Genomic DNA, 18,751 nt, shown 5'->3' with positions numbered 1-18,751 from the left:
TGGGATGCCTCGTCATCGGGCGCCCGGAGTGGCTGCCGGCTATCGTCCGCGCAATCTGGTCAGCGAACCTCCCACGGCACGGCTTCGGAGGCGTACAAGCGGCCGCCGACTTGTTCGACCACCCGCAGATCCAAATTGCCGGCAGCCGCGAAAATCCGGTCGGGAACCTTGGCGGTGACAAGATCTCCGACCGCCACACTGGGCAGACGATCGGTTCCGAGATGGATTTCGCTGGTCGGAGCAACCGGTCGCGACAGTCTGACCCAGATCGCCGATGACCCGTCCGGCTGGGTGTTGAAATCGACGCCCTGGGTGACCGAGGCCGGTCCGTACGACACCACACGCAGGTCGTGGCTGGCGGCCACGGCGGCCTCCGATCCCGGCGGCAGCGGCAGCACACGCGGCAGCAACACCGCGATCGCCGCCACGCCAACCCAGGCCCCGCCGATCCACACCGAACGTGCATCGATCCGCGTCAACTGCCAAACCGCAAGGAGCCGCCGCGCGGTTGACAGCGCGGGGCGCTCGACCAGGAACCATGACGATACCGCGACGGCGGTGGCGATCGGCATGCAGACCAACGCATCGACCAGCGGATGGGCAGTAGGAAACAGGGCGGCGAATGCTTGCTGTACAACGAAGCCGTAGACATAGATGCCGTAGGAGAAATCTCCCGGTAGTCGCAGACGCAGCAACGGCGGCGATTGAAACACGCACAAAGCTGAATAGACCACGGCGCAGTAGAACAGGGCTCGGGCGGGTGGATTTCCCCAGGCCGCCAGGGCGCAGAGCCATATGATCAGCGCAAGGATGGCGTGAAGCGGAAGGTCTCGTTTGTGAACCGCGGCCGCCATCCCACCCAGAAAACAGAGTACTGGACCCTGCGCGTCCAGGCCGCCGAACGGCAGATCGGGATGGATGAGAACAAAATATGCCAACAGCGCGATCGCCAGGGTCGCCGACGACCGTCGAACAAACGTGCCAAGTAAAGACAGTAGACCGACGACGACATACAGTCGGATTTCGATTGGCAAGGTCCACAGCGACCCGTTAACGCCGTATCGGCTTTCGGTGAATACGCCCGGCAGCCGCCATTGCAGGTCGGTCAAGGCCAGGTTGGTGGCGATATAGTGAAACGTCAGCGGATTGCGCAGGTAGTCCAGCACAGGCAGTCCGGTGAACAGCGGCCCGACGATGAGGCTGGTGACGATCAGGCAGACAAACAGTCCGGGAAACAGTCTTGCCGCGCGCATGACGGCGAAACGCACGGCGGAACGGGTTGTCATCATGCTGTCGGTGACGAACAGGCCGCTGAGGAAGAAGAAAACCTTCACCGCAAGGCCGCCCGAATAGTCGAAACCGATCAGCCAATGGATCGGGTCGATGTAGCCTGGCCGCGGGTTGAGTGCGCCGGCGTGGCCGAAAATCACGGCAAGCGCCAAAAGGAGCCGAAGCAGGTCGTAATTGTTGGCATCGCGCGCCATGCGGCTTGACAGCGAAGCCGACCGGACGAACCGAAATGGCTGGCGCAGCCAACCGTTCGGCCGCCGGGATCTTGCCGGCTGGACCCCGACCGCGCCGCCCGGCGTTGAGGCGCCGGCCGCTTGCACTTGGTTGCGCACTGATAACAGCTACTTTCTGTACGGTAAACGGACCGTATCGGTTGCGCTGTTTTAGCGGGGAGATGCGAACTTCAGCAACTTATCATAACGTGTTGCTGCGGATCAACGGCGCTGTCGCATCTGAAGCGTAATGGTCTATTTTGGTCGCTTGGACCGCTCGTCTGTCTCCAGCGCGGCGCGAAATCGGGCGATCCAGGCAGCGACCGCCTCCGGCTGGGTCTTCAGCGCCGTCCGGTTGACGATCAGACGGCTGGTGACCGGCGCGATAACCTCGGTCTCGACCAGGCCGTTGGCCAACAGGGTGGACCCGGTTTGCACCAGATCCACAATCACCCGGCACAGTCCGAGGCCAGGGGCCAGTTCCATTGAACCGTTGAGTTGCACCACCTCGGCATGGATGCCGCGGCCGGCATAATGGCGACGAGCGATATTGGGGTATTTCGAGGCAACCCGGACCTGCGACCAACGCGACGGGTCATCGGTGCCGGCGGTCTCCGCCGGTTCGGCGACCGAGACCCGGCACTTGCCGATACCCAGGTCCAACGGCGCGTAGATCTCCGGGTAATCGAACTCCATCAGCACGTCGGCGCCGCAAAAGCCGAGATGGGCGGCGCCGAAGGCGACGAAGGTCGCGACGTCGAACGGCCGCACCCGGACCACGTCCAGCAGCGGATCGTCGGTCGGGAACCGCAGCCGGCGGCTGTCCTCATCGGCGTAGTCGGGGGCGGGGATGATGCCGGCACGAGCCAACAGCGGCCCGCATTCCGACAGGATGCGCCCCTTCGGCAGCGCCAGGATCATCGGCGTCGTCAGGTCCGGTCCCAACGAGGCGGCGGCAAACGGGGCGGTCATGCAGGCTCCGGCTTTCAGGTGGCGGGGCGTTTACAACAGCCAGCCGACGACCGGAAGCCCCAGGCCTGGAGTGCGCCGAGGCTGCGCGCCCCGTTCACGCTAATGCGAGTAATGCTTGCCTGCCCGTCGCGAGATCGGCGATTGTTTCGCGATCCACTGTCGGAGCGACGCCCCGATGCAGGGTTTCCTGCGAACCTACGCCGATATCGACATGCAGCAGCCGATGGACGCGGCGGTGGTCATTCCGACCGTGCTGCGGCCGCATCTTACGCAGGCGCTGCACAGCATTTTCGCCCAGCGGTTCGCCGGCCGTATCCATATCATGGTCGGCATCGACGCGATGAAGGGTGAGTTCGACGTGATCGAGCAGGCCTGCGTATCGCGGCCCTCGCACTGCGCCGTGCAGGTGCTCTGGCCTGGGTTTTCCACCTCGGTCCGCCACGGCGGGCTGACCCCGCCCGGCGATGGCGGGGCGCTTCGCGTGGTGCTGACCAACCTCGCCAACTCCCCCTATGTTGCCTATCTCGACGATGACAATTGGTGGGGACCGGAGCATCTGACCGATCTACGCCAGGCGCTGGAGGCCGCCGAGTGGGGGTTCGCGCTGCGCTGGTTCGTGCATCCGCAAACCCGGCGGCCGGTGTGCATCGACACCTGGGAGTCGGTCGGCCCCGGCCGGGGCATGTTCAACGAACGATTTGGCGGCTTCGTCGATCCCAGTTGCCTGATGATCAACAAACTGGCCTGCCCGTCAGCGCCGCACCACTGGAACTTCCCGCTGAAAGCCGATCCGATGTCGGCGGATCGCAACGTGTTTGCGTTCCTGTCGCGCAACCACAAATCCCGCGGCACCGGCCGAGCCAGCGTCTATTATGCACTCAACCCGAACGACGGGCTGCATGCGATGCGGGTCCGGCTGATGGGATCGGCCTACGAGCAGGCCGGCAAGGCATCGGAAACCGAAACGGCAAATTGAAGCCTTGACGCATGGGGTTGCGCAAAGATAGGGCTTCGTCAATTTCCGGCAGGGCGGCTCACGGCATGTGCCGCTTGAAATCCATCCGCCCGTGCAGAATACGGACGATCTCTATCGCCTCGTCGGCGACGCTATAGAACAGCACGTGGGAGCCGGGACGGGTATCTCTGATATTCCCGCCTGATTTCGAGGCAGGGGCGTCCTCGGGCGGGTTGGGAGGCCACAATCTCGATGTCGCGGTTAAGCTGGCGGATGTAGGTTTCTGCCTGGCCAAACCCCCAGCGGCGTTCGGCATAGTCCCAAATCTCGTCAACATCCGCCTGGGCGCTTGGCGTAAGGACGTAGCGGCCGCTCATGCCGCCGGCGTGTGGCCAGCCCGCTTGCGTGCGATAAATGCCTCGAAATCGAATGGTGTCGCGGGGCCGCTTTCCTCGCCCTCAATAAGGGCGGCGCGCAGAGCGGCCAGCTTGGCTTCCTGTTCCTCAAGCAGCCGCAGGCCGGCGCGCACGACGTCGCTGGCGCTGCCATAGCGGCCGGCCTTCACTTGGTCCGTGACGAAGGTGTTGAAGTGCTCGCCCAGGCTGAAGGAAGTGTTCTTAGTCATCGGGCGATCATACCCAAAACTGGTATTGATACGAAGAACGCAGGTTTGCGGCTCCCGTTGGTTTTTCAGGCTAACCCAGCATGGCGCGATTGCGGGCCACGCTGCGAGTGGTCGGATGGTCGGAACCCAGCGCCTCGGTGTAGATCGTCAACGCCCAGTCCAGCGCCTGACGCGCGGAAAACCCGTCGCCCATGTCCCGTAGTACCCCGCCCAGATTGTTCGCGTCACGTCCCACGCTTGGATGGGTTTGCCCAAGCGCCGACTCGTCGATCGCCAGCGCCCGCTCGAACGCCGCGTAGGCGCCCTCCAGGTCGCCGATATCGTGCAGGATCAGGCCGATATGGTTGATGTCGGTCGCCGCTTCCGGGTGTTCGGCGCCAAACGTCTCGGTATGCAGCGCCAGTGCCCGCCGTAGCTGCGCCTGGGCGTCCATCACGTCGCCCAGTTCGTGCGACAGCCGCCCGAGGTCGCGCAGATCATTGGCGAGATCGGGGTGGTCGACGCCGAGCTGACGCTGCCGCGCCTCAATCAGGTGCTCCAGGTTGTCATGCTGGGCGCGCAGGTCGGCAAGGCCTGGGCGCGGCTTTCCGTCTGTTTCGCCATGGTCTGGTTTGCTCTGAGCTGACCGGTTCCCGTTCATTCCCCGCAACCTCGCTGCCGCAACCCTGGGCTAATGTGTAGCGTCATACTCGGCCGAGATGTCCTTGCCGGTGTAGTCCGGCATCAGCGCAGTCGCCACCAGGCTGATGACCGCGCAGGCAGCGATGTAGATCGCCACCGCGTAGCCGGTGTGATACGCCGCGAACAGTGCGGTTGCGATCAACGGAGCCGGGCCGCCGGCGATGACCGAGGCGAGTTGGTAGCCCAGCGAGGCGCCGCTATAGCGCAGCCGCGGCGTGAACGCCTCGGCGATCAGCGCCGCCTGGGGTCCGTACATCATGTCGTGCGGGACCAGCGACAGCACGATCGCGATGAAAACCAGGGCAGGGGCACCGGTGCCCAGCATGGCAAAATACAGGAAGCCGAAAATCCCGGTCGCCGCCGCGCCGATCAGATACATCTTGCGCCGCCCGATCAGGTCCGAGATGTGACCCGACAGCGGGATGCTGATGAATGAAACGCAGGACGCCACCAGCACGGCGGCCAGCACCAGGTCGCGCGACAATTTCAGCGTTCCGGTGGCATAGGCGAAGATGAACGCCGTGAAGATGTAGAACGGCGCCTGTTCGGCCATGCGCAGCAAAGCCGACAGGATGATCTCGCGCGGCTGCCGGCGGATCACCTCGGCGATCGGCGCCTTCTCGATTTTGTTGCTCTCCAGTAGCTTCCGGAACACCGGCGTCTCAAGGATGCCGAGGCGGATCCACAGCCCGATGCCGACCAGCACGATGCTGAGCATGAACGGCACGCGCCAGCCCCAGTTGATGAAGTCGGCGCCGGACCAGGTGCTGAACGCCAGGATCGCCAGGTTGGCCAGGAACAGTCCGCTGGGCACGCCGAACTGTGGCCAGGACGCGACCAGACCGCGCCGCGCATGACCGCGCGACCACTCCATCGCGATCAGCACCGAACCGCCCCATTCGCCCCCGACGCCGATGCCCTGTAGCGTCCGCAGTACGGTCAGCAGGACCGCCCCCCAGATGCCGATGCTGTTATAGCCGGGCACGAATGCAACCAGGAATGTGGCGATCCCCATCAGCAGCAGCGTGGAGATCAGCGTCGCCTTGCGGCCGATGCGGTCGCCGTAGTGGCCGAAGATCGCCGCCCCGATCGGGCGTCCGATAAAGCCGATGAAGTAGGTGCTGAACGCCGCCAGCGTGCCGGCCAGGGCGGATTCATGAGGAAAGAACAGCTTCGGAAACACCAGCCCGGCGGCGGTGCCGTAAATGAAGAAGTCGTACCACTCGATCGTGGTGCCGACGGTGGCGGCGATCACTGCCTTGCGCAATTGGGCACTGTGCTCGCTGTCGCTGATCCCGCCGACGGCGGTTGCCTCGGACATGGTTCGTTCCTTCTGGCAGCCCATGGCACAAGCTGGCGGTCGATTCCGGCGTTCGGTTTATGGCGGTCGATTTATGGCGGTCGATTTATGGCGGTCGATTTATGGCTGAAAAGAGAATTTTGCGCCGTGCACGGGATTTCAACAATCAGCAAAAAGGTGAACGATCCCCGCAAGCGAGGCCGGATCCTGGGCAGACGAAGCCCGGGATCCGGTTGCCGCCAAGCTTAAAGCTGCGCCTCGGCGTACTCGTAGTTCGCCAAGTTATCCAGCCAGTTCTGCAGATAGTCCGGCCGGCGGTTGCGGAAATCCAGGTAATAGCTGTGCTCCCACACGTCGCAGCCGAGCAGCACCTTGCCGTCACCAGTAGCCAGCGGGTTCGATCCGTTCGGTGTCTTGGTCACCTTCAGCTTGCCGTCGGACCCAAGCACCAGCCATGCCCAGCCGGAGCCGAACTGACTGACGCCGGCGGCCTTGAACTCATCCTTGAACTTCTGCACGCCGCCCAGGTCAGAACCAATCTTCGCCTCCAGCTTGGATGGGATCTTGCCGCCAGTCGGGCTCATGCACTGCCAGAAAACGATATGGTTCCAGTGCTGACCGGCGTTGTTGAACACCGGGCCGCCGGCGCTGGAGGTCGATTTGACGATATCCTCCAACGACTTGCCCTGCAGCGCGGAATCCTTTTCGACGAAGCCGTTCAGCGCGGTGACATAGGCCTGATGGTGCTTGCCGTAGTGCAGGTCGAGGGTTTCCTCGCACATGCCCTTCGCCCCCAGGGCGGTCTTGGAATAGCCGAGGTTCGGCAGTTCAAAAGCCATGTTCATCCTCCTCAGTGAATTGCGGTGATTGGATTGCCCTAGTGGACTGGGATGCAGCGACGCGTTTGAGCGACCTGCGGCACTTAGTTAGCTATGGCGACCCCGACAGGGCGTCAACCCACCGTCCAGAGACCTGAACGGTGGCTCGCGGCCTTGCCTCGGGCGCCGAAGCGCATCACCTCCGGGCCATGAACGAAGCGATCGCCGCCCTGGTTCGCCGCCATGACCCCGATCGGTTCCTGACCGCGCTGTTTGCTCCGCCGGACCGGCGCGACGCGTTGCTCGTCCTGTATGCCTTCAATCACGAACTGGCGCGGGCGCGTGAGGTCGCCAGCGAGCCGTCGCTGGCGCTGATCCGCCTGCAGTGGTGGCGCGAGGTGGTCGAGGGCGAGAAAAAACGCCACGAAGTGGCCTCGCCGCTTGCCGAAGCGATCGCCGCCGGTGAACTGAACCCGGATGACCTGCTGGCGATCATCGAGGCGCGGGAGGCCGAGGCGTACGGTGATTTCGCAACGTTGTCGGATTGGCGCGGCTGGCTGCGGGCCGGGGCAGGGGGGCTGGCGGTCGCCGCGGCGTTCGCGCTGGGCGCACCGCGGCCGGCCGAGGCGCGCCTCTTCGGCGCGGCCTATGGAGCCGCCGGAGTGCTGCGCGCGACCGGCGTGCTGGCGGCGCAAGGCACCTGTCTGCTGCCGCGCGATCTGTTGGCGCGCCATGGTCTCAGTGCCGAAGCGTTCGTCGACGATCCCGCCTCCGCCGCGGCTCGAGGCGCGCTGGATGACGTGGTCCGGGAGGGCCGTCTGTTGCTTGCGGAGGCAGCCAAGACCGCACTTCCGCGCGCCGCCACCGCCGCCGCGCTGCCGGCGGTCCTGGCGCGGCGGGATTTGGCACGCTGGCCCGCGGTCGCAATCCCGCGCCGGCTGGGCGATCGGCTGGCGGTAAGTTTTGCTGCCGTGTCGGGGCAGATTTTACCTCGCGCTTAATCGCTTTCGGGTGGTTCGGTCCGCATCCTAGGCGCGCGCCGGCAATTCCGCTGGTGCGGCATGAAGGAGACCATCCGATGTTCGACGCTCAAACCATCGCCCAGCGCTACATCGACTGCTGGAACGAGGTGGATGGGACAACCTGTCGGCAACTGGTCGAGGCGCTGTGGACCGAGGACTCGCACTACGCCGATCCGATGATGCAGGCGCATGGCCAGGACGGGGTCGCCGGCTTGATCGGCGGGGTACACGCAAAGTTCCCCGGCTGCCGCTTCGCATTGGCCGGCCAGGCTGACGGGCATGGGCCACATGTTCGGTTTTCCTGGAGCTTGATCCAGAACGGTGGTCAGCCGTTGGCGCGAGGCACCGACTTCGCCGCGGTTGCACCCGACGGTCGGCTGGCGCAGGTGACCGGGTTCCTGGATCAGCCGCCGGCCGCGGCCTGACCCAGAGTGTGCCCTCACAGGCGGGAATGCGGCAGGGTTCCGGCGTTGTTGCGGGCGGTGCTGCCAGCGGTGCCGACAGACTCGCCTTCGCCCGGTTTTGCGCTAGCATCCCCGCGGTGAGGGCGCACCGAATGCCCGCCTCGTTCGGGTCAGCGTCTCGGGGCGCCTTCGATAAAAACACGGAGGTGCGGCCATGTCAGGAACAGCAAACGGCAGAAGTCCCCGCTCGGTGGCTTTGGTCGGTCCCTATAGCAGCGGAAAATCCACGCTTTTCGAAGCCCTGCTCGAAGCGGCAGGCTCTCCGGTCAAGCGACCGGCCGACCCGCGCAACCGGCCGATGACCACCGAAATCCGCATCGGCCACTGCAGCTACCTGGGCGATCAATGGTCGATACTGGACTGTCCGGGGTCGATCGAATTCAGCCACCAGACCTGCTGCGCCCTGGCAATGGTCGATATCGCCGTGGTGGTCTGCGAGCCGGCACCAGCCAAGGCCGCCGCCGTCGCGCCGTTGCTGAAGACGTTGAAGGATGAGGGCATTCCTCATATCGTCTTCATCAACAAGATCGATACGCTCGATGGCGGCCTCGCCGACACGCTGGCCAGCCTTCAGGGCTATGCCGCAAGTCCGCTGGTGCTGCGCCAGATGCCGACCTTCGAGGGCGAAACCGTCAACGGCTATGTCGATCTGATGAGCGAGCGGGCCTATCGCTACCGCCGCGGCCAGGCGTCGGAACTGATGCGGGTTCCCGAGGCCCTGCGCGCCGAAGGCGAGGCCGCGCTCGGCCGGCTGGTGGAAACCCTGGCCGACCACGACGACAGGCTGTTGGAAAAGGTGCTGGAGGACATCAAGCCGACACCCGACGAACTGTATCGCGACATGCACAAGGATCTGCTGGCCGGCAGCGTGATCGAGGTCCTGGTTGGCGCCGCCGAACACGCCAACGGCGTGCGCCGACTGTGGAAGGCGCTGCGCCACGATACCCCCGATCCGGCCGAAACCGCCGAACGGCGCCAGATCGTGCCGGGCGGGGCGGCACGCGCGCAGGTGTTCAAGACGGTCTACGCCGGTCACACCGGCAAATTGTCGTATGCCAGGATCTGGGCCGGAACGATCTCCGACGGTGCCCACCTCGGAGGAACCCGTCTGGGCGGGATCTATCGTTACTTGAACGGCGACCTGACCAAAATTCCGGAAGCAAAACAAGGGGACATCGTCGCGCTTGGGCGTCTCGATGGGGTTCCGACCGGCGCCACGCTGTCGCCCGGCGGCCAACCGGAGAAGCTGGCGTTTCCGCGGGCCTCGCCGCCGGTTTACGCGATGGCGGTTGCCACCACCGACCGCAAGGACGACGTGAAACTGTCCGGCGCGCTGCACAAGCTGGCCGAGGAAGACCCCTCGCTGTTCGTCACGCAGGAGGGGGAGACCGTGCTGCACGGCCAGGGTGAGATGCATCTGCAAACCACCGTCGATCACCTCGCGCGCGACTACGGGCTGAAACTTTCCACCCACAAGCCGGCGATCGCCTACAAGGAGACCATCCGCAAGCCGGTGCACGAGCACGGCCGGCTGAAGCGCCAGACCGGCGGCCACGGCCAGTTCGCCGACGTAAAGATCGACGTCGCGCCCCGGGCACGCGGCGAAGGATTTCAGTTCATCGACAAGATCGTCGGCGGTTCGGTGCCGCGCAATTTCATCCCCGCGGTGGGCGAGGCCGCCGAGGACGCCACCAGCAAGGGCCCGTTCGGCTACCAGGTGGTCGACGTCTCGGTAACGCTGGTCGACGGCAGTTTCCACTCGGTCGATAGCTCCGACATGGCGTTCAAGACCGCGACCCAGATCGCCATGAAAGAGGCCCTGGCGAAGGCCGAACCGGTGCTTCTGGAACCGATCGATCACGTGACCATCAGCGTGCCGAACGATTACACCGCGCGGGCGCAGCGGCTGCTGACCGGACGGCGCGGCCAGATCCTGGGCTATGCCGAACGACCCGATTGGGCCGGCTGGGACGATGTCGAGGCGCTGGTGCCCGAAGCCGAAATGCACGACCTGATCATCGAATTGCGCTCACAGACCATGGGCCTGGGCACATTCCGCAAGCGGTTCGACCATCTGGCGGAGACCCGCGCGGTGCCGTGACAGGTTGCGCGGCATGGTGTCCCCGATCATGCTGCGCCGACCTTCTGGCAGAGCACCCGACCGATGAACCTGTTCGACCTGACCGGCAAAGTCGCCGTCATCACCGGCGGCAACGGCGGTATCGGCCTTGGCATGGCGCGAGGCATCGCGTCCTGCGGTGCCACCATCGTCATTGCCGGCCGCGACCGGGACAAGGCCGAAGCCGCGCTGCGGACGCTGCGCCAGGACGGTGCGCAAGCCAGCTTCATCGTCGCCGATGTGACGAAGACAACCGACTGCCAGGCACTGGTCAGCGAAGCGGTCAAGCTGCATGGCCGCGTCGATATCCTGGTGAACAACGCCGGAATCTCGGTTCGCAAGATGCCGCAGGATCTGTCCGAGGACGAGTGGCACCATGTCCTGGACACTAACCTGACCAGCGCGTTTCGTTGCGCCCGGGCGGCCTATCCGCAAATGCTGCGCGGTGGCGGCGGCAAGATCATCAACATCGGGTCGATGATGTCGCTGTTCGGCGCCCCCTATGCCGTCGCGTACGCATCCAGCAAGGGCGGCATCGTGCAGATGTCACGCGCGCTGGCGACCGCCTGGGCGAAGGACAACATCCAGGTCAACGCCGTGCTGCCCGGATGGATCGATACCGATCTGACCAGGCGGGCGCGCCATCAGGTGGCTGGCCTGCAGGGCAGTGTCGAGCAGCGCACGCCTGGTGGACGTTGGGGCAGCGCCGACGACATGGCCGGCATCGCGGCGTTCCTGGCCAGCCCGGCGTCGGATTTTGTCACCGGGACGGCGATCCCGGTCGATGGTGGGTTCTCGATCGCGATGTAGCGGCGTTCGCGGTCGGATCGCTCCGTGACGCGAGCTGTGTCGTCACCCTATCTTGTCCCGCCCGCCGGTCCGTCCTTCACTGTCCCGCTGGCAACGGAGTCTGGGATGGCACAACGCTTCGCGGGACGCACGGCTATCGTCACAGGCGGCGTCTCCGGCATCGGAGCCGCCATCGCCCAAGGCCTCGCCGCCGAGGGTGCCCCCCTCAGCCTGTGGGACAGCGACGAAGCAGGCCTCGCGCGATCGGCGGCGGGTCACACGGTGGCGCTGGATATCGCCGATCCGGAAGCGGTCGGCCGCGCCGCTGACAGCACGGCCGCCGCGTTGGGAAAGATCGACATCCTGGTCACCTCGGCCGGCATCACCGGCCCCAACCATCCGACCTGGGATTACCCGATCGCCGCATGGGACCGGGTGATCGACGTCAACCTGAAGGGCGTGTTCTACTGCTGCCACGCCGTGGTGCCGCTGATGCGCGCCAACGGCTACGGCAGGATCGTCAACATCGCCTCCATCGCCGGCAAGGAGGGCAATCCGAAGGCATCGGCCTATTCCGCCTCGAAAGCCGGGGTCATCGGGTTGACCAAATCCCTGGGCAAGGAACTGGCGGACAGCGAAATCCGGGTCAACTGCGTTACCCCGGCGGCGGTGAAAACCCCGATATTCGAGCAGATGAGCCAACCCCAGATCGACTGGATGCTGTCGAAAATCCCGATCGGCCGCTTCGGCCTGGTCCAGGAGGTCGCCGCGTTGGTGCTGTGGCTGGCCAGCGAGGAATGCAGCTTCTCCACCGGCGCGGTGTTCGACATCTCCGGCGGCCGAGCGACATATTGACAGTCTGTATTTACAAGTGTCGGCATGACGAGCACCTGCTCGCCCTGGACTCAACGAACAGAATGAAAGGCATGCGATGACTTCGGAAGACCTTGTGTTCCTGCCGGCCACCCGCGTCGCCGAACTGATCCGCACCAAGCAACTCTCTCCCGTCGATTACATGCGGACCGTGCTGGAGCGGATCGAGGCGTGCGATCCGAAAGTCAACGCCTTCGCCTTCCTCGCCGCCGACCAGGCGATGGACGCTGCCCGCGCCGCCGAGACACGGCTGATGTTGGGGGAGCGCATCGGCCGCCTGCACGGCCTGCCGGTCACCATCAAGGACCTCGCCCACACCAAGGACATGCCGACCCAGCAAGGCAGCCTGATCCACCAGAATTACCAGCCGACCGAGGACACCCCGATCGTGCCTCGCTTGAAACAAGAAGGCGCCATCGTCATCGGCAAGACCACGACATCGGAGTTCGGCTGGACCGGTGTTTCGCACTCGCCGCTGACCGGCATCACCCATAACCCATGGAAGTTTGGCTACAACGCCGGCGCCTCCTCGGCCGGAGCGGGTGCTGCCGCCGCCGCCGGGTTCGGGCCGCTGCACCAGGGCAGCGACGGTGCCGGGTCGATCCGCATGCCGGCGCATTTCTGTGGCGTGTTCGGCCTCAAGCCCAGCTTCGGCCGGGTGCCGAGCTACCCGGTCAGTACTGGCGACTTCACTTCCCACAACGGCCCGCTGACCCGCACGGTCGCCGACGGCGCGCTGTTCCTGGAGGTGATGGCCGGCCCCCATCCGCTCGATTACACCTCGCTGGAGGCTGGCCCCGCCGCCTATTCCGAACGGCTGTGCGACGGGATCAAGGGCCGGCGTATCGCCTATAGTCCCGATCTCGGTCACGCCCGGGTCGATCCCGACGTCGCCGCCCTGGTCAAGGCCGCCGCCGACCGGTTCACCGAGTTGGGGGCCATCGTCGAACCGGTCGCGACCCCGTGGGCTGCGCCGGGTCCTGAACTGATCCGATTTTTCTGGGCCGCCCACCTGACGCGGCTGAAGCCGCAACTGCCGACCTGGGAATCCCGCATGGACCCCGGCCTGGTCGCCTGCATCAATGCCGCGACCGAGGTATCGGTGGCCGATTACCAACTCGCCCGCGAGCGCAAGATGGCCTACATTGCCGCCATCCATCGCTGGTTCGAGGCCTGGGACTTCCTGCTGACGCCCGCCGTCTCGGTCGCCGCCTTCCCGGCCGAGAAATTGATGCCGGACCACTGGCCGTTGCACGACTGGGACTGGGTGAGCTGGGCGGAATTCTCCTATCCCTTCAACATGTCCTGGAACCCCGCCGCCAGCGTGCCTTGCGGTTTCACCGCCCAAGGGCTTCCCGTCGGCCTGCAGATTGTCGGCCGGCGCTTCGACGACCTCGGCGTGCTGCAGGCGGCTGCCGCCTTCGAGACGATCCAGCCCTGGGCCGACAAACGGCCGCCGCTGGCCTGACCCTGCCATGCTGGAAGCCGTGAACGCCTTCTTGCTGGGCTTTCCCGCGTTGTTTTCCATCGTCAACCCGATCAGTGGCGGCTTCATCTTCCGTGGCGTCACCGCCGACCGGCCGCCGGAGGCTCAGGCCAGGCTGGCTCGGCTGGTGGCGCTGAACTCGCTGGGCGTGATGATGGGCGCGCTTTGGGCCGGGTCCTACGTGCTGGCGTTCTTCGGCATCACGCTTCCCGCGTTGCGGGTCGCCGGCGGCCTCGTCGTCGCGTTGAGCGGCTGGCGTCTGCTGAACGCTCCGGAGGCGCATGAGGATCGCAAGCAGCAGCAAGCCGCGACTGCGGACGGCATCGAGGACATTGCGCTGTTTCCGTTGACCATTCCGTTCACCACCGGTCCGGGCACCATCGCCGTCGCCGTCGCCGTCGCGCTTGGCGCGGGGCATCCGCGGCTGTTCGCGGGGCTCGGCTGGTTCTTCCTCGGCATGACCGGCGCGGCGGTGGCAATGACGGCGGTGATCTGGGTGACCTACACCTACGCCGACCGGTTGACCCGGATGATGGGGCCGACCGGCACGCGCACGATCACCCGGATGTCCGCCTTCCTGCTGCTGTGCATCGGCGTGCAGATCATGATCACGGGAGTCGAGGACGTGCTCGGCCCGCTGCTGGCCGCGCGATAGTGCCGGCTTTGACGCAACGCCGCGCCCGGTTCCGGCCGCGGCGTTCAGTTCCGCGGCGACGGTTTACCCGTGCTGTTGACCGATGGTCGGTTGCGCCGCCTCGTCGAACATCCGAGGTTGAGACAATGGCAGACATCGACGAAGACCTCGGCATCATCGATGCGCACCATCATTTATGGGATCTCGACGGCCCGCTCCGCTACCCCTGGCTGGAGTCGGGCGAGCATTCCTGGCTGGGTGACTATTCCCGTATCCGACGCAGCTACCTGCCGGCCGAATATCACCGCGACACCGCGCTGCACCGCGTCATCGCCACCGTTCATATCGAGGCCGAGTGCGACCGGTCCCAGCAACTGGCGGAAACCGAGTGGCTGACCCGAATCGCCGCCGAAACCGGGATGCCGAACGCCATCGTTGGGCACGCCTGGGTCGATACCGCCAACGCCGAGGACATTATCGCCGCCCAGGCCGCCAATCCGCTGGTCCGCGGCATCCGCACCAAGCCGGTCATCGCCGCCGGTCACGGCCAATCAGTGCGCGGCCAACAGCGTAGCCTGCAGGACCCGGCCTGGCGCCGGGGTCTCGACCTGCTGACGAAATACAACCTGTCCTGGGACCTGCGAGTGCCGTGGTATCATTTGGAGGAAGCCGCCGAGGTCTGCCGCGAGCATCCCGATCTGCGCATCGTGCTAAACCATGCCGGCTATCCGCTGGACCGTTCGAAGCCACAGCTTGCGGTGTGGAAGCGGGGCATGGAGGCCTTGGCTTCATGCCCGCATGTCTGGTGCAAGATCTCCGGGCTGACGGTGCGGGGCGAACCGTGGACGCTGGCGGTGAACGGGGCGATAATCCGCGAAACGATCGGCATGTTCGGCGTCGATCGCTGCATGTTCGCCTCGAACTATCCGGTGGACGGCGTCAAGGCGAGTTGGGACTGGATTTTCTCCCAATTCAAATACGTCACTGCCGGCCTGGCGGAAGCGGACAGGCGAAAGCTGTTTGCCGAGAATGCGCGGACGTTCTACCGCATTGACCTTTGATTTCGGTCTTAAGGCGCAAACGTTCGGGACGATCATGACCGTGCGTGGCCGATTTTCTGTTGGGGGTACGACATGGACCTGAAGAACAAAGTCGCCGTCATCACCGGCGCCAGCGGCGCGATCGGTTCGGCCACCGCGCATCGGCTGGCGCAGGCCGGCGCGCGGATCGTCGTCGGCTACAACAGCGATCCCGACCGGGCGGACGCGGTGGTGAAAGCCCTGCCGGGTTCGCGTCACCGCGCCATCCGCATCCCGATGCTGGAAACCCCGCTGATCCGCGAAGCCGCCGCCATCGTCGAGCGCGATTTCGGCCGCTGCGACGTGCTGGTCAACTCGGCCGGCTTCACCCGCATGATACCGCACGCCGACCTTGAAGCGCTGACCGATGACCTGGTCGATTCGATCTTTGCCGCCAACGTACGCGGCCCGTTCGCGACAATTAGAGCCTTCGCGCCGCTGATGAGGCGAAGTGGCGATGCGGTGATCGTGAACATCTCCTCGGTGGCGGCGATCGTCGGAACCGGCAGCAACATCGCCTATGGCGGGTCGAAGGCCGCGCTGGACACCATGGCTTTGTCGCTCGCGCGCGTGCTTGGCCCCGAGATCCGGGTGCTGACGGTATCCCCCGCCGCGGTCGATACCGCGTTCGTGCCGGGCCGGACCACGGCGATGGTGGAGAAGGTTGCCGCCACCACGCCGCTGAAACGCGTGGTCAAGGCCGACGAGGTGGCGCAGGCGGTGATGGCGGCGGTGGTCAACCTGACCGCGAGCACCGGCTGGGTGATTCCGGTGGACGGCGGCAAGCTGGTCGGCTGAGGTTGGCCGCGCGGCAATCCGCTGGCATGCTGTGTCGATCAACGTGATGGAGAAACCGATGACTGACTGGGTGCGGGTCGCCGCGAGAGCAGACGTGGCCGAGGGCGCCTGCCTCGGCGTCAAGGTTGGCGGCACGGAGGTTGCCATCTACCACCTACCCGGCGGCGAATTCTGCGCCACCGCGAATGTGTGCTCGCACGAATACGCGCTGCTGTCCGATGGCTGGCTGGAGAACGGCTGCATCGAGTGCCCGCTGCATGCCGCGCAGTTCGACGTCCGCACCGGCAAGGCGATGTCGGCCCCCGCCGACGAGGACATCGCGGTTTACCCGATCAAGGCCGAGGGCGACGACCTACTGGTTCAAGTTCCGGGATGAACTGGGCAGTGCTGCTTTCGTCCATTGTCATGGCCGAGCCGGCGCGATGACTGGCGCGGTGACCGGCGCAACCACGATCGACTGCGACATCCATCCGGTCGTCCCGGCGATCGGGTCACTGCTGCCCTATCTGGACGACCATTGGCGGGAAACCGTGCTTCGCCGCGGCATCGAGGACCTGACCACGATCGCCTACCCGACCCGCAACCCGGTCAGTTTTCGGCAGGACTGGCGGGACGAAACCGGACGCACCGCGACCGACGTTGCCACCGTTGGGCGGCAGGCGCTGGACCCGTTTGGCACCAGCCTGGCGATCTGCAACTGCCTCTATGGCGTGCAGGCGCAATTCAGTGAGGACCTGGGCGCCGCGCTCTGCCGAGCGCTGAACGACTGGATCGTGCGGGAATGGCTGGATCGGGATGCCAGGCTGCGTGCCTCGATCGTCGTGCCGATGCAGAATGCCGAACTGGCGGTGGACGAGATCAACCGCTGCGCGCCGGATCGCCGCTTCGTGCAGGTGATGCTGCTGGTCGGGTCGGAAAACACCCTGGGTCGGCGGCAATACTGGCCGATCTACGCGGCGGCGGAACGGCATGGCCTGCCCGTCGGCATCCACGCCGGCAGCATGTATCGCCATCCGATGACCCCGGTCGGCTGGCCGACCAGCTTCACCGAGGAATACGTCAACCAGGCGACCGCCTTCCAATCCCAGCTCACCAGCCTGATCGCCGAGGGGGTGTTCGCCAAATTTCCGGCGCTGACCGTCGTGTTGATGGAATCCGGCGTTACCTGGCTGCCGGCCTATCTCTGGCGGCTGACCAAATTCTGGAAGGGGCTGCGCAGCGAAATCCCCTGGGTGTCCGACCCGCCCGGGTCGATCGTGCGCGACCGCGTGCGGCTGACCTTGCAACCGTTCGACGCGCCGCCGGATCCGGCGGCCGTGATGCGCCTGATCGAGCATATCGGGTCCGACGAGATGTTGCTGTTTTCCACCGACTACCCGCACTATCAATTCGACGGTGATAGCCCGCTGCCGGAGGGCCTCGATCCGGCGCTGGCGCGGAAAATCATGGCGGACAACCCGCTGCGAACCTATGTTCGACTGACACAAAGGGAGACCACGCGATGAATGTGGACGTCCTCAACCGTTCCGCGGTCCGGGTGGCCGCTGCATCGAGGCTGGCGATCGCTGACTGCGACATCCATCCTCGCCCGGCCGGGGTCGGCATCGGCGGCGTCAGCAAGTCGCTGTATCCCTATCTGTCGCAGCGGTGGGTCGAGCATGTAGAGACGTTCGGCTTGCAGTATCGCCAGCCTTGGGAGAAAGGATCGGCGTATCCGAAAGGTCAGCCGCAGGCGTGCCGTCGCGATGCGTTTCTGCCCGACGGGCGGTCGCCTGGCAGCGATCTCGGCTTCATGGTGCAACAGCATCTCGATCCGAACAACGTGGCGCTGGGTATTCTGAATCCGCTGACCAGCGGGCAAGGGGCGACCAATCCGGCGCTGTCCGCGGCCATTACTCATGCGACGAACGAATGGCAGAAGGCTGAGTGGACTTCCCAGGACAAGCGGCTGCGCGGGTCGGTGGTGGTGCCGTACGAGGATGCCGCCGCCTCGGTGAAAGAGATCGAGTTGCGCGCCGGCGATCCCGAGTTCGCTCAGGTGCTGCTGCTGAGCCGTACTGCCGAACCGCTTGGGCAGCGCCGTTACTGGCCGATCTACCAGGCCGCCGCCGCCGCCGACCTGGCGGTCGGCATCCACGCCTTTGGCAACGGTGGCTGGCCGAACAGTGCCGGCGGCTGGGGCAGCTATTACATCGAGGAGATGGTCGGCCATGCGCAGGCGCAGCAGGCCTTGCTGGCCAGCATGATCTTGGAGGGCGTGTTCGAGGCGGTGCCGAACCTGCGTGTCGTGCTGGTCGAGGGCGGGCTGGCCTGGGCCGCTGCCCTGGGTTGGCGGATGGATCGGCAGTGGGCCAAGCTGAAGCGGGAACTGCCGCATCTGAGGCGGGCGCCGTCGGAATACATCCGGTCGAACGTCTGGTTCACTACCCAGCCGATCGAGGAACCGGAACCGCGCACGCAACTGGCGGAGGCGATCGAGTGGATCGGCTGGGACCGGGTGCTGTTCGCTACCGATTATCCGCATTGGGATTTCGACGATCCGGCGCAGGCGCTGCCGCTGAAGCTGAGCGAGGCGCAGCGCCAGGCGGTGTTCATGGATAATGCGAAGGTGGCGTACCGGCAGGGGTGAGTGGT

General features: G+C 65.4%; 20 protein-coding genes and 1 pseudogene. 13 read left to right on the top strand and 8 right to left on the bottom strand.

Annotated features, from left to right (window positions below):
* Positions 1–59: 59 nt before the first annotated feature.
* Both ACQY4T_RS21010 and hisG read right to left on the bottom strand, forming a co-directional pair.
* Complete coding sequence (locus ACQY4T_RS21010; protein WP_428534660.1) at positions 60–1,484, bottom strand: acyltransferase family protein; 1,425 nt, start codon at positions 1,482–1,484, stop codon at positions 60–62.
* Between the two features lie 273 nt (positions 1,485–1,757).
* Complete coding sequence (gene hisG, locus ACQY4T_RS21005) at positions 1,758–2,474, bottom strand: ATP phosphoribosyltransferase (RefSeq protein ID WP_428534658.1); 717 nt, start codon at positions 2,472–2,474, stop codon at positions 1,758–1,760.
* A 175-nt stretch (positions 2,475–2,649) separates the two neighbouring features.
* Between hisG and ACQY4T_RS21000 the strand changes: the two genes are divergently transcribed.
* On the top strand, positions 2,650–3,450 hold the full coding sequence (locus tag ACQY4T_RS21000; RefSeq protein ID WP_428534656.1) for a glycosyltransferase family 2 protein: 801 nt from the start codon (positions 2,650–2,652) through the stop codon (positions 3,448–3,450).
* A 58-nt stretch (positions 3,451–3,508) separates the two neighbouring features.
* Here ACQY4T_RS21000 and ACQY4T_RS20995 read toward each other — a convergent pair whose 3' ends face one another.
* The 6 genes and pseudogenes from ACQY4T_RS20995 to ACQY4T_RS20970 form a co-directional block, all read right to left on the bottom strand.
* Positions 3,509–3,676 (bottom strand): type II toxin-antitoxin system RelE/ParE family toxin, encoded by a 168-nt coding sequence (locus ACQY4T_RS20995; protein WP_428534654.1) that lies wholly within the window; start codon positions 3,674–3,676, stop codon positions 3,509–3,511.
* Between the two features lies 1 nt (position 3,677).
* A pseudogene (locus ACQY4T_RS20990) lies at positions 3,678–3,806 on the bottom strand (type II toxin-antitoxin system RelE/ParE family toxin); the annotation flags it as partial.
* Positions 3,803–4,054, bottom strand: a complete 252-nt coding sequence (locus ACQY4T_RS20985) for a type II toxin-antitoxin system ParD family antitoxin (RefSeq protein ID WP_428534652.1) — start codon at positions 4,052–4,054, stop codon at positions 3,803–3,805. The gene ACQY4T_RS20985 and the pseudogene ACQY4T_RS20990, both read right to left, overlap by 4 nt.
* A gap of 70 nt (positions 4,055–4,124) precedes the next feature.
* Positions 4,125–4,694, bottom strand: a complete 570-nt coding sequence (locus ACQY4T_RS20980) for a tetratricopeptide repeat protein (RefSeq protein WP_428534650.1) — start codon at positions 4,692–4,694, stop codon at positions 4,125–4,127.
* 30 nt (positions 4,695–4,724) lie between these two features.
* On the bottom strand, positions 4,725–6,056 hold the full coding sequence (locus ACQY4T_RS20975; protein ID WP_428534648.1) for an MFS transporter: 1,332 nt from the start codon (positions 6,054–6,056) through the stop codon (positions 4,725–4,727).
* A gap of 224 nt (positions 6,057–6,280) precedes the next feature.
* Positions 6,281–6,874, bottom strand: coding sequence for a superoxide dismutase (locus ACQY4T_RS20970; RefSeq protein WP_428534646.1), 594 nt, complete (start codon positions 6,872–6,874; stop codon positions 6,281–6,283).
* A gap of 188 nt (positions 6,875–7,062) precedes the next feature.
* On the opposite strand from ACQY4T_RS20970, the gene ACQY4T_RS20965 reads away from it, so the two are divergent.
* The 12 genes from ACQY4T_RS20965 to ACQY4T_RS20910 all read left to right on the top strand — a co-directional run bounded on the left by ACQY4T_RS20965 (position 7,063) and on the right by ACQY4T_RS20910 (position 18,746).
* Positions 7,063–7,854 (top strand): squalene/phytoene synthase family protein, encoded by a 792-nt coding sequence (locus ACQY4T_RS20965; RefSeq protein WP_428534644.1) that lies wholly within the window; start codon positions 7,063–7,065, stop codon positions 7,852–7,854.
* A gap of 77 nt (positions 7,855–7,931) precedes the next feature.
* The gene (locus ACQY4T_RS20960; RefSeq protein WP_428534642.1) at positions 7,932–8,300 is read left to right on the top strand and encodes a nuclear transport factor 2 family protein; all 369 of its coding nucleotides are present in this window, start codon (positions 7,932–7,934) and stop codon (positions 8,298–8,300) included.
* A 193-nt stretch (positions 8,301–8,493) separates the two neighbouring features.
* Entirely contained in the window at positions 8,494–10,440 is a 1,947-nt protein-coding gene (locus ACQY4T_RS20955; RefSeq protein WP_428534640.1) for an elongation factor G, read from the top strand.
* A 63-nt stretch (positions 10,441–10,503) separates the two neighbouring features.
* Positions 10,504–11,268: an SDR family NAD(P)-dependent oxidoreductase gene (locus tag ACQY4T_RS20950; protein WP_428534638.1), complete on the top strand. Its 765-nt coding sequence runs from the start codon at positions 10,504–10,506 to the stop codon at positions 11,266–11,268.
* Between the two features lie 105 nt (positions 11,269–11,373).
* Positions 11,374–12,102, top strand: a complete 729-nt coding sequence (locus tag ACQY4T_RS20945) for an SDR family NAD(P)-dependent oxidoreductase (protein ID WP_428534636.1) — start codon at positions 11,374–11,376, stop codon at positions 12,100–12,102.
* Between the two features lie 76 nt (positions 12,103–12,178).
* On the top strand, positions 12,179–13,588 hold the full coding sequence (locus ACQY4T_RS20940; protein WP_428534634.1) for an amidase: 1,410 nt from the start codon (positions 12,179–12,181) through the stop codon (positions 13,586–13,588).
* 7 nt (positions 13,589–13,595) lie between these two features.
* Positions 13,596–14,261: a MarC family protein gene (locus ACQY4T_RS20935; protein ID WP_428534632.1), complete on the top strand. Its 666-nt coding sequence runs from the start codon at positions 13,596–13,598 to the stop codon at positions 14,259–14,261.
* A 125-nt stretch (positions 14,262–14,386) separates the two neighbouring features.
* Positions 14,387–15,301 carry an amidohydrolase family protein gene (locus tag ACQY4T_RS20930; protein WP_428534630.1) on the top strand — a complete coding sequence of 305 codons (915 nt, stop codon included), beginning with the start codon at positions 14,387–14,389 and terminating at the stop codon, positions 15,299–15,301.
* Positions 15,302–15,373: 72 nt separating this feature from the next.
* A complete protein-coding gene (locus ACQY4T_RS20925; RefSeq protein WP_428534628.1) occupies positions 15,374–16,117 on the top strand; it encodes an SDR family NAD(P)-dependent oxidoreductase in 744 nt (247 codons plus the stop codon).
* Positions 16,118–16,175: 58 nt separating this feature from the next.
* Complete coding sequence (locus ACQY4T_RS20920) at positions 16,176–16,493, top strand: non-heme iron oxygenase ferredoxin subunit (protein WP_428534626.1); 318 nt, start codon at positions 16,176–16,178, stop codon at positions 16,491–16,493.
* Between the two features lie 46 nt (positions 16,494–16,539).
* The gene (locus ACQY4T_RS20915) at positions 16,540–17,622 is read left to right on the top strand and encodes an amidohydrolase family protein (protein WP_428534624.1); all 1,083 of its coding nucleotides are present in this window, start codon (positions 16,540–16,542) and stop codon (positions 17,620–17,622) included.
* Complete coding sequence (locus ACQY4T_RS20910; RefSeq protein WP_428534622.1) at positions 17,619–18,746, top strand: amidohydrolase family protein; 1,128 nt, start codon at positions 17,619–17,621, stop codon at positions 18,744–18,746. The genes ACQY4T_RS20915 and ACQY4T_RS20910 overlap by 4 nt, the downstream gene beginning before the upstream one ends.
* Positions 18,747–18,751: the final 5 nt, after the last annotated feature.

Source organism: Rhodopila sp., assembly GCF_965277825.1.
In the GTDB taxonomy this organism is placed as follows: domain Bacteria; phylum Pseudomonadota; class Alphaproteobacteria; order Acetobacterales; family Acetobacteraceae; genus Rhodopila.
The sequence above is the reverse complement of the archived record's forward strand: the minus strand, read 5'-3'. Positions and strand labels throughout refer to the sequence as shown.

Excerpts from the sequence above, each read along its gene's own strand:
- ACQY4T_RS21010 (WP_428534660.1), bottom strand. The coding sequence starts at position 1,484 with ATGGCGCGCGATGCCAACAATTACGACCTGCTTCGGCTCCTTTTGGCG.
- hisG (WP_428534658.1), bottom strand. The coding sequence starts at position 2,474 with ATGACCGCCCCGTTTGCCGCCGCCTCGTTGGGACCGGACCTGACGACG.
- ACQY4T_RS21000 (WP_428534656.1), top strand. The coding sequence starts at position 2,650 with ATGCAGGGTTTCCTGCGAACCTACGCCGATATCGACATGCAGCAGCCG.
- ACQY4T_RS20985 (WP_428534652.1), bottom strand. The coding sequence starts at position 4,054 with ATGACTAAGAACACTTCCTTCAGCCTGGGCGAGCACTTCAACACCTTC.
- ACQY4T_RS20980 (WP_428534650.1), bottom strand. The coding sequence starts at position 4,694 with ATGAACGGGAACCGGTCAGCTCAGAGCAAACCAGACCATGGCGAAACA.
- ACQY4T_RS20975 (WP_428534648.1), bottom strand. The coding sequence starts at position 6,056 with ATGTCCGAGGCAACCGCCGTCGGCGGGATCAGCGACAGCGAGCACAGT.
- ACQY4T_RS20970 (WP_428534646.1), bottom strand. The coding sequence starts at position 6,874 with ATGGCTTTTGAACTGCCGAACCTCGGCTATTCCAAGACCGCCCTGGGG.
- ACQY4T_RS20965 (WP_428534644.1), top strand. The coding sequence starts at position 7,063 with ATGAACGAAGCGATCGCCGCCCTGGTTCGCCGCCATGACCCCGATCGG.
- ACQY4T_RS20960 (WP_428534642.1), top strand. The coding sequence starts at position 7,932 with ATGTTCGACGCTCAAACCATCGCCCAGCGCTACATCGACTGCTGGAAC.
- ACQY4T_RS20955 (WP_428534640.1), top strand. The coding sequence starts at position 8,494 with ATGTCAGGAACAGCAAACGGCAGAAGTCCCCGCTCGGTGGCTTTGGTC.
- ACQY4T_RS20950 (WP_428534638.1), top strand. The coding sequence starts at position 10,504 with ATGAACCTGTTCGACCTGACCGGCAAAGTCGCCGTCATCACCGGCGGC.
- ACQY4T_RS20945 (WP_428534636.1), top strand. The coding sequence starts at position 11,374 with ATGGCACAACGCTTCGCGGGACGCACGGCTATCGTCACAGGCGGCGTC.
- ACQY4T_RS20940 (WP_428534634.1), top strand. The coding sequence starts at position 12,179 with ATGACTTCGGAAGACCTTGTGTTCCTGCCGGCCACCCGCGTCGCCGAA.
- ACQY4T_RS20935 (WP_428534632.1), top strand. The coding sequence starts at position 13,596 with ATGCTGGAAGCCGTGAACGCCTTCTTGCTGGGCTTTCCCGCGTTGTTT.
- ACQY4T_RS20930 (WP_428534630.1), top strand. The coding sequence starts at position 14,387 with ATGGCAGACATCGACGAAGACCTCGGCATCATCGATGCGCACCATCAT.
- ACQY4T_RS20925 (WP_428534628.1), top strand. The coding sequence starts at position 15,374 with ATGGACCTGAAGAACAAAGTCGCCGTCATCACCGGCGCCAGCGGCGCG.
- ACQY4T_RS20920 (WP_428534626.1), top strand. The coding sequence starts at position 16,176 with ATGACTGACTGGGTGCGGGTCGCCGCGAGAGCAGACGTGGCCGAGGGC.
- ACQY4T_RS20915 (WP_428534624.1), top strand. The coding sequence starts at position 16,540 with ATGACTGGCGCGGTGACCGGCGCAACCACGATCGACTGCGACATCCAT.
- ACQY4T_RS20910 (WP_428534622.1), top strand. The coding sequence starts at position 17,619 with ATGAATGTGGACGTCCTCAACCGTTCCGCGGTCCGGGTGGCCGCTGCA.